Here is a 6,178-nt window from a genome sequence, read left to right as displayed (position 1 = left end):
TTGATCATGCTCGCAGCTCATCACTTGTGACCATCCGAACTAGACACTCAGATGATCACTGACGGGCTGCGAGCCCTTCACTCTCGGGTCGGCTCAGCCACAAACCCCGCTCAAGTTCGAAGAGCCTGTTTGACGTTGGGATGCGTTGTTGCTGAAAGCCTGACTGCCGCTTAGGGTCACTGGGTACGGCGACAAGTTCTGAAGTTGTGAGCACGGGGGTGCTGATGAGAGCAAGCTTCGAGAAGTGCTTTATTTTCAGACACACGATTTCCCTCAAGCGCGGGATGCGCGAATGATGCTCGCCGGAAGGGTTGGTACCGGATGCCGGTCAACCGCCTTCTGCGCGGTAAGGCTTTCTCGCGGAGCGCCTCTTTCTGATCACCGAAATATAGTGCCGTCGCCCGCGCCCGTGGAAGTCTCCGTAGTCGGCGGAGGCGTCGGGTAGCCCGGCGGTTGTCCATTCTGTCAAGTCCGCCTAAGTGTTGCGGGCAGGTCAAAGGAGCGTTCGGGCCGCGATGTCCGCTGCCCGCCGTCAGGTGCGTCGGTATCTGCCGCGCGGTCGGCGCGGGTCGGACAGCACATCTGGGCGCCGTTTCGGAAAGCCGGGCAACTACCCGAAGGCCGCGAATTTATTTGTGACCTTGATGACCCGTGTGACGCTATTGAGATGGGTAAATCATGCGTATGCTGATGCAATCAATTGATGCTGCCTCGCAAAGGCGCGCGGGTTTCGCCGTTACTTCGGGAGGCGACGTTTCGCTCGAGACGCAAGTCTCGCTGCTCGTCTGCACATTGCGGGCGATCGATGCTCGTCGCCCCGACACTTACACACGCGAACAGAGTTGCGCGTAATGTGCTTTTGGCGTTGCAGCGCTTTCGCGTGGATTCAAAAGCGAAGGAGGTGATTCTGAATGACCGCAATCGAAGCAGTCGAAGAGACCGAGATCGAGATCGATGAGATCGAGATCGAGGGCGGCGACGCCGGCAACTCGGCGAACGTCGCGAACATCGCGAACATCGCGAACATCGCGAACATCGCGAACATCTAAGGAAACAGGGTGTGTGCGGCGGGCGGGCTCCCGCCGCACACCTCCCGTTGCACATGGCCGAGGAGAAGGTGCCGTGGATCAGGAAGAAATCGGCAAGCGTATAGCTGCGGCAGGGCAGGTGGCAGCCGATTTGGCTCGACAGACTCCCGTGGACTCAGCCTACGTCGCCGGCTCTTTGACTGCGGGGTTGGGAAATGCGAAGAGCGATGTGGACCTCTTCATCCTGAGCGCTTCGGATAGCGTGCCGGATGGACCGGTTCAATTCGCGCGCGACGGTGGACGGATCGATGTGGAGTGGCTGACCCTCGCGCAGGCTAGGCGGGTGCTCGACGCTCTGGCGGGTATGGATCTGACCCGGCAGCGCCTTGTTGAACTTTGGCCGCACTTCGATGACGTCGACTGGTATGCGCGATTCCTGTCGTCGGTCGACGTCATCAATTCGCCTGCGCTAGAGAAGCTGCGCGCCAAGACCAAGGACGTCCGTCAGCACATCGATGACCTCATCGTCGTGCGTTGGGCGCTGGGCTACAACTCCTCGCTCGAGGATTTCCACGGTGCGGTCATCGAGCACGATTACGACACCGCTTCGTATTCGGGATCCGCAATGACAGTCGCTTCGGCTAAGGCGTACGTGGCCTCGCTCGGTGACATTTACATCGGTCACAAGTGGGTCTACAAGCAGCTGCGCCGCTCAGCTCCGCTCCTCGACCTATCCGCCTTCTCGTACTACTCCCGTGGGCACTGGGTGGCCGAGGGTGACGAGGGAGCAAACCGGATGCTCAGCTACGGGCAGACGCTTCTCGGCGCCGCCGCGCTCAATCGGCTGGCGGATACCCCGCTGCCGGAGCTGCCGACCGTTTTCGACGGATCCGGTCCTCGGCGCGCGACCGAGTTCGTCCCGATGAGCATCGGTGACTCCGTACTCCTGCACCACGAGAGCGGCCGCCAGGTCAAGCTAACGGCTCGGGTGGCGCTGGTCTGGCTGTGGTGCACGGGGCCTGACCTGGACACCGTCGTGGAGAACGTCCTGTCCTGCGCTGCCGCGCTGCCCGGGGTGTCCTTGACCGCCTCACAGGTGCGGACCGCGGTGGAGCGGCTGGTTCAGAGCGGCCTGGTGCGTTCTGCATGACCGCGGCTATCGAAATGGACGGGCGGGACGGTAATAAGGCGTCCTTGCCGCAGGCTCTGCTGCTGGCGGGGATCGGTGTCTCGAGTGCGGGGACCGGTCTCGTTCTTCCCCTGACCGCGCTCTACCTGACCGGCATTCTGCAGGCAGGTTCGGGTGCTGTGGGCCTCTACTTCGCCCTGACCGCAGGATCCGCCTTCCTGGCCAACCCGTTCGCGGGCAGGATCGCGGACCGGCGTAGCCCTGTACCGGTCATTTTCGGGGCATTGCTGTTCCAAGCGGCGGGTGCCATCGTGCTTTCGCTGTCCGGGAATCTGGGGCAAGCGTCCGTCGCCGCAGTGCTTGCCGGGATCGGTAACGGGTCCTACTACGCGGTGCTGATGCCGACGGTGAAGCTCATTTTCGGCCAGTCTGCACTAGGCCGGTTCTTTTCCCGCAACTTTATGATCGCCAATGTCGCCGTCGCCGTCGCGGCGGCCGCCTCCGGGGTGGTGGTCGCGAGTTGGGGAGAGCGCGGATATCGCTTGTGCTTCGCGGCGAACGCGTTGTCGTTCGTGCTCCTCGGCGTGGCTCTCGCCGCGCAGTTGAAACGGACGCCACCGGCGGAGATCGGGAGCGACGTACGCGTCCGTCCGTTGGCGCCGTGGCGGCCCTACCTCGATGCGCGATTCGTCGCGCTGCCGCTCACGCAGATGTGCATCATCGGCTTCGGCGTCGTGCAACTCGAAGCCATCATGCCGCTTGTGTTGCACGACTACGGAGGATATTCGACCCGCATAGTCTCCGTCTTCCTGGCGGCGAACGGCCTCGCGGTGTTCGCCCTGCAGACGTTGACGGAGAAGTACGTCGAACGCATCGGGGAGATCGGCGCGCTGCAACGAGCGGTGATCGTCTGGATCGTGAGCCTGCCCCTGCTGTACCTCGGGTTCGTTTTCGCCGGACCTATCGGTGTGGCAGTGGTGATTCTCTACGCAGTGATCTTCGGGCTTGCTGAGACGCTCGTGTCGCCGTCCATGCAACCTCTGGCTGCGAAAAGCGCGCCCGAGGGAAACCTAGGCACGTACGCCGCAGCCGTTTCAATGGCCTACAGCATCGGCACGGCCATCGGTCCGGCTATCGGCGCCGCAGTGCTGACTGCGGGCGGTGTCGCGGGATACCTGACGCTGCTGGCCGTGGTGCTCCTGGTGCCGCTGCCGTTGCTGGCCCGCCACCGTCGGGTGATGCGCCGGCCCGAGGTGTCGGGTGCCGGGGCATGACATCCAGCACCGCACTGGTAGAAGTGGCCGCTTTGACGCGCGTGGAGGTCGAAGCACGACGGGAGGCTCAGTACGAGCAACTCTTCCAACAGTGGACCAGCCACGTTCAGGCATGCTACGCGGGCGGCCGACGACAGGCCGCCGTACGCCTGGACGCGGGCGCCGGGCGGCTCCGGGTCGTGGACGGCCGGGCCAGGTACGCCGCTGCGGACCACGCCCGGGCGCGTGCCGGAGGCCTGTTGGAATCCGCCGGCGCGGGGACCGAGGACTTCACGGATCTCCTCGCCATGCGCGCCGCCTCGGCTGCGGCGGACCTTCCCATATCACTGCCCGGCGAGCACGGCCTTGTCGAGGTGCACGTCGTCGTCGACGTGTACAGCACCATGCACGTGGTCGCGGACACGGAGGGTCGTTGCGACGCCTCGGAGCGGGTTCGATGCCGCACCACCGTCACCGCCCATGCTGCAGATCTGGCGCGGCAGGTCTCGTCCCGGTTCGTACGATCGACGACGCCGACCGAGGACGACCTGACCTCGTTCGCCCGGGATACCGTACGAATGTTGAGCCGGGCGCCGGCAGCCTCGGGTGAGCCCGGTCCCCGGCGGACCGCGGTGGTCCTCCGTCCCACGGCGGGCGCCGCCCTGCTCCACGAGCTGGTCGGACATGCCTGTGAGCACGACAACGCCTACAACGGGTCGCCGTACGCCCGGGCGCTACGCGACGCTGCCCTGTCGACGCCGAGCCTCACCATCCGTGACGAGCCCGGCGCGGCCCACGGATACGGCAGCATGACCGCTGACGACGACGGCGTCCCATGCGGTGGGCGGTTCATGGTGGAAGCCGGGCAGTTTGTCAACGCTCTTGCCAGCGTGCGCTGTGGGGCCTCGGGTGGTAACGGGCGCCGGGCGAACTACCGCTTCCCGACTCAACCTCGAGCCACCAACACCGTGGTGTCCAGCGGCGACGATCCGGCTGAGTCCTTGTATTCAACGGACTCGGGAGACCTGCTGGTTGTCCGGTCCTTCTCCAGTGGCCAGGTCGACCCGTACACCGGGCACTTCGACTTCACCGCGTCCGGGTGTGAGCTGTGGTCCGCCGACGGCGATCGAACTTATCTCGGAGACGTGCGCCTCGATGGGGACGCACTCGATGTCCTGCGCCGGCTGGAGGCGATCGGCGACGACCCGGCCTACGAGAGCATCTCGTGCGGCAAGCAGGGTCAATGGGTGGGCGTCGGGATCAGTTCGCCATCGATGCGGTTCGTCGACATCTCCTGGACCTCGGCGGTGACGGCATGACCACCCTGGCCGCTTTCAGCTCCTCACAGCGGATCCGGCAGACGGTCACCGCGATGGGACGTCCGGGCCGCACGACGGTACGAACTGTTTACGAGCCGCTCATCGCGTCGGCGCCCGATGGTGGTGGCGACGGCCATGTGGTGGTGGGCCCTGGGACGGCGCTGAGTGATCTCGCCCGTGACCACCTACTGCGCGCGCTGGGCGTCCGATCCGCCGTGATGGCCGACGCCGCGGCGCTTTCGCGGACGCGAGAATGCCCCGACGCCGGCGAGCCGGCGCCTATCGACGTACCGGCATTCTTGGCCTCGGCTGAGCGCCACGGGGTAGAGGTACGGCAGGTCACGGTTTCCCGGTACGAGAGCAACCGGTGGTACCGGGCTCCGGGTGCTGCCGAGCGGGTGTGCGCCCACACCTGGTCTTCGCTGCGCGCGGAACCCGCTGCGGCAAACGGAACACCCATCGAGATCTTCTGGCACGCTGCTATCCGCCTGGACCGGGTGCTCGATGCGGCCCGGATGCTCATCGCCGGTCCCGAGCTGCCTGTGATGAACGGCAGAGGCTTCCGGCGGGCCCGCCTCACCCCGGATGCCATGACGGTGCTCCTCACCTCGCTGACCTCCGCCTACGTACGCTGCGGCGCCGCCGAACCCCCGGGCGGCGACGCGAGGTTCGTCCTGCGGACGTGCGAGGCCGATCTTGGAGTGCCGTTCGGACACTGCTTCGATCTTGACGGCGTTGACACCTCTGTCGCCGTGCTGAGCGGTCCGGGTCGGCAGGTGTGGCCCAAGCCGGGGGAGACACCACAGTCGGGTGTACTCGGTCACCGCACGACGCAGCGGTTCGCCCCCGTGCCGGTCTCCAGGCCCGGCGCCGTCACCCTCGAGGGCGACCAGATCGATGACGGCAGCGTCGTGGCGGACTATTCGGGACTCGTCGTGACCCAGCTCGCCGAGCACGGTGCCAGCCATCTACTGGAGGGATCCGGCTTCTTCCTCCGGGCCCGGGGCCTCGTGCTGGACGCGGGTCGGCCGGTCGGCCGGTGGGGGCCGATCACGATGGCGCTGCGGGGCGACGAGGTGATCGGGCGTCTTCTCCGCGTCTTCTCCGACGGCGGCTTCAGCCGGATGAACGACCTGACGGTGCGCCGTTTCTGGGCCGACATGGAATGGGTTGACCAGTGAGCGATTTTCAGACTGGCGGGATTTCGGACAGCCTTGCCTCTGGGCGGAGCCGTGCGGACGGCGGCGTGTCCTTCATGTTGATCGGTCACCACCGTTCGGGGACCAACTTCCTGACCGACGTGCTGCAAGCCCACTCGCGTGTCAGTGAGCCTTTCCGCGTAACGGGTCGTGGCGTTGGGTGATCAGGTTGTGCGGTTGTGCTCGATGTGCAGGAGTACGAGGGCCGCCGCGGTGATCCTGCCGATGTTCCACGGGCACAGGCTGACGT

General features: G+C 65.6%; 5 protein-coding genes. All 5 read left to right on the top strand.

Translation table 11 applies throughout. The features are described from left to right. Positions 1-911: 911 nt before the first annotated feature. Entirely contained in the window at positions 912-1,049 is a 138-nt protein-coding gene (locus ABGB16_RS32780) for a hypothetical protein (protein WP_347671943.1), read from the top strand. A 73-nt stretch (positions 1,050-1,122) separates the two neighbouring features. Beyond that, complete coding sequence (locus ABGB16_RS32775; protein ID WP_347671942.1) at positions 1,123-2,178, top strand: hypothetical protein; 1,056 nt, start codon at positions 1,123-1,125, stop codon at positions 2,176-2,178. Then, positions 2,175-3,431: an MFS transporter gene (locus ABGB16_RS32770; protein ID WP_347671941.1), complete on the top strand. Its 1,257-nt coding sequence runs from the start codon at positions 2,175-2,177 to the stop codon at positions 3,429-3,431. Before ABGB16_RS32775 ends, ABGB16_RS32770 begins: the two co-directional genes overlap by 4 nt. Before the next feature lie 41 nt (positions 3,432-3,472). After that, complete coding sequence (locus tag ABGB16_RS32765; RefSeq protein WP_347671944.1) at positions 3,473-4,729, top strand: metallopeptidase TldD-related protein; 1,257 nt, start codon at positions 3,473-3,475, stop codon at positions 4,727-4,729. Between the two features lie 218 nt (positions 4,730-4,947). After that, entirely contained in the window at positions 4,948-5,910 is a 963-nt protein-coding gene (locus tag ABGB16_RS32760) for a hypothetical protein (RefSeq protein WP_347671940.1), read from the top strand. Positions 5,911-6,178 lie beyond the last annotated feature (268 nt).

Source organism: Micromonospora sp. B11E3 (assembly GCF_039871625.1).
Lineage (GTDB): Bacteria > Actinomycetota > Actinomycetes > Mycobacteriales > Micromonosporaceae > Micromonospora.
The sequence above is the reverse complement of the archived record's forward strand: the minus strand, read 5'-3'. Positions and strand labels throughout refer to the sequence as shown.

Coding starts and splice junctions, on each gene's coding strand:
- ABGB16_RS32770 (WP_347671941.1), top strand. CDS start 2,175: ATGACCGCGGCTATCGAAATGGACGGGCGGGACGGTAATAAGGCGTCC.
- ABGB16_RS32780 (WP_347671943.1), top strand. CDS start 912: ATGACCGCAATCGAAGCAGTCGAAGAGACCGAGATCGAGATCGATGAG.
- ABGB16_RS32760 (WP_347671940.1), top strand. CDS start 4,948: ATGGCCGACGCCGCGGCGCTTTCGCGGACGCGAGAATGCCCCGACGCC.